This window comes from Hungatella sp., assembly GCF_046966825.1.
The window spans coordinates 1-2685 of sequence record NZ_JBKVCZ010000274.1; the positions used below are offsets into that span (position 1 = coordinate 1).

The 2685-nt window shown below is 44.6% G+C and carries 4 protein-coding genes; 2 read left to right on the forward strand and 2 right to left on the reverse strand.

Annotated elements, in window-relative coordinates:
• Window positions 1–27 precede the first annotated feature (27 nt).
• Complete coding sequence (locus tag ACLTD4_RS33710) at window positions 28–1422, reverse strand: GntR family transcriptional regulator (RefSeq protein ID WP_117623955.1); 1395 nt, start codon at window positions 1420–1422, stop codon at window positions 28–30.
• A 168-nt stretch (window positions 1423–1590) separates the two neighbouring features.
• Between ACLTD4_RS33710 and ACLTD4_RS33715 the strand changes: the two genes are divergently transcribed.
• Both ACLTD4_RS33715 and ACLTD4_RS33720 read left to right on the forward strand, forming a co-directional pair.
• The gene (locus ACLTD4_RS33715) at window positions 1591–1947 is read left to right on the forward strand and encodes a hypothetical protein (protein WP_117623954.1); all 357 of its coding nucleotides are present in this window, start codon (window positions 1591–1593) and stop codon (window positions 1945–1947) included.
• Window positions 1948–2070: 123 nt separating this feature from the next.
• A complete protein-coding gene (locus ACLTD4_RS33720; RefSeq protein WP_002599872.1) occupies window positions 2071–2280 on the forward strand; it encodes a hypothetical protein in 210 nt (69 codons plus the stop codon).
• 234 nt (window positions 2281–2514) lie between these two features.
• Here the strand turns inward: ACLTD4_RS33720 and ACLTD4_RS33725 are convergent.
• The coding region (locus tag ACLTD4_RS33725; RefSeq protein ID WP_412331976.1) for an EAL domain-containing protein at window positions 2515–2685 on the reverse strand (171 nt) is incomplete at its 5' end.

Genomic DNA, 2685 nt, shown 5'->3' on the forward strand with positions numbered 1-2685 from the left:
TGAAAGAAAAAAGACAACCGCCTCCTATTAGGAGGCTAGTTGTCTACAGTCTGACTCATGAACCATGAGTTCTTCCAGCTTTCTGGAAAAACGGATGGAATCCGTTTCTTTCAGCGATTGCAGTAAGGTTTTATAATATGAAATATAAAAATCCGTTGGAGCGTCGTCTTCTTTCCACATACTGCGAAGACCATACCCCCAGAACAGCTGCTTCAGGAGTTCCCCGTAAATCGTTCGGATCGCCTCATAGGGAGCAAACTTCCGCAGCAGATCCAGGCAGTCATAAGAAACAAGCTGATACATCTGACGCGTCTCCATGGTGGTAAGAAACTGGGTGCTTGACTGTATCCCGGCGGCATCCAGTGACGATATCGTAATCTCGGAAACCGCTTTGCAGGACAGAGTCAGGATTTGCAGACTCTGCGCCATATCCAGGAGGCGTTTACGGACTACCGGGTTGGTAAAATCGCAGTTGCCGGCCGTCTCGTGAAAAGGAAGAACCCTGGTTCCAATCCGCTTGATTGACTTTACCGCACCAACACCGTTTAACAAAGAGAGAGTACGGCGCGCTGTGCTCACAGAAACCTTTCTCTCTCTGGACAGCTTATTCAAGGACGGCAGCAGTGTACCGACCGGATAACGGCCGAGGCTGATGTCAATAAGTAAATCCATGGCAAGAGAGTAGCATATCTGTGATGCTTTTTTATAGGAATTCCATGTAAAAGGAATTTCCTCCTGTGACGGCAGCGTGATCCGTTCCTTATAAAACCGGCATAAGGACACGGACAGGAAATCCTGTGCCTGGCATATTAATTCCTGAAGAGAATCCCAGTCCTGCTTAAGACAAAGGTCCAAGGACTGCGGAGCAAATTCCTGGACAGCGAAATCACACCATGGATTGCCGGGTACACATAAAAAAGGGGCTTCAAAAAACATATAGACCTGCCAGAGCAGCCGGGTAAGGAGGTCGTTGCCCAGAGAATCGTATGCCTGCATCATATGATTAAATGCGATAAAAGGCTGCAGGCCATGATCCTTCCTGAGTTCCAGCATGTTGTTGTAGATTTCCAAAGGGGCATTCTTTAAGCCAATACACTGGGCATTGGTGAAGAGCGGGCGCAGAGATCTGCTTAAATCGATGAGCGCGCTCTTTCTAAGGGAAAAGAAAAGCTGGACATTCTGTTCTATTTCCTGTTCGCTGTAATTCTTTATTACCGTAGACCCTACATTTTGAGAAAGGGTTATGTACCCCTCCTGTTCCAGCTGGAGATAAGCACTGCGAATGGTATCGAGTGATACAAGGAAGTTTTCAGTGTTGTTTTCCATCGTAGGGAGTACATCGCCAAAACGATAGGCGCCAAATTGAATATGGGTCTTCAGAACATCATAGACGACATGACACCTTTCCATATCATTTTTCACGTATTCACCTCATTTTTACTATTTAAGATATCGTAACCAGTATAACATGACTGCGGACGCTTTGCCATAAGAAACAGGCAGGACAGAGCGCGCTTCTGTAATTATGGAAATGATCCGGGAATGAAAGGGCATAGACACTAATATAATGTTTAAAAAGTGTGGAACTGTATGCAGACGAAACGGTACAACATCATTTTTGCAGGCTTGGATCAGGAATTGTTTTCCGAAAACAGATTGTCAGAGATTTGGGAAAAGGAAGCAGATGCTGTTTATCTGGAAAGCGGAATATACATAAGCGCGAGGCTGGACATATCGTATTTCATATGCGGTAAGATAAGAAACTGCGAATTAGGCGGATTAAGTGCCAGCTTTGTATCACTTAAGGATCCTCTGGGGACTGAGACAGAGGAGCAATTCTACAGTGCACTATTAGAGGTGGTACGGAGAGTCAGGAAAAAACTGGATAATCCTTATATGGGGGTATCCGCGGAGGCGATAGAGTTTTACTATTTTGTCAGTGTCTAAGCATAAGGATGCCGATGGCTGTGAACAGTAATATCTCCGCAGGGATTGTACAGAACATACCGAACATAAAATTGCAATCCCCCAAAAAAGGAGTTATAATAGGACTATACGGAGGTGAGCAAAATGAAGGTAGTATTTGATCTTGATGACAAGTTGATCGTTACGGAAGCCCAGGAATTAATCGGGCAGGAAGGAGAGCTTACCATTATTGACAGCCGCCATACCTATTACATTGAGAACCTGAGTGAAGAGAGGGCCAAGAAACTGGTCATGGAGGCGTATAACAGTAAATGCATGAATCTGACAGGATTTATTACAAAAGTTAGAGATTAATGGCTCTGACAGCGAATGTCAGGAAATCGATTTATGGATAACCGATTTCCTGACATTTTTTAATTAGAAAAATATCCCTGGCTCCCTGGAGCAAATCAAAATCGCTTTAGAAAATGAGCCAGCCAGACTGGCTTGTTCATAACAGCAGAAAGTCTCGCTTCGCGCGCGTAAAGAGCGGTTGTCTGCGGCCTTTAAGGAGCAGAACAAGTATGTATTCGGTGAATTCTATGTATGTCATGCCGACGGGATAGGATTCTTCACAAAAAGCTCTTCGAAATCCTCAACTGACATGGGTTTATAGTAATAAAATCCCTGCACGTAGTCACAGCCCAGCTCTTTTAAAAAATCTACATATTCCTTCGTTTCAACGCCCTCTGCCACGGTCGTCATATTCAGTTCCTTAGC

Bases quoted from the DNA above. Each gene is read 5' to 3' on its own strand.
- ACLTD4_RS33715 (WP_117623954.1), top strand. From the start codon at position 1,591: ATGCAGACGAAACGGTACAACATCATTTTTGCAGGCTTGGATCAGGAA.
- ACLTD4_RS33720 (WP_002599872.1), top strand. From the start codon at position 2,071: ATGAAGGTAGTATTTGATCTTGATGACAAGTTGATCGTTACGGAAGCC.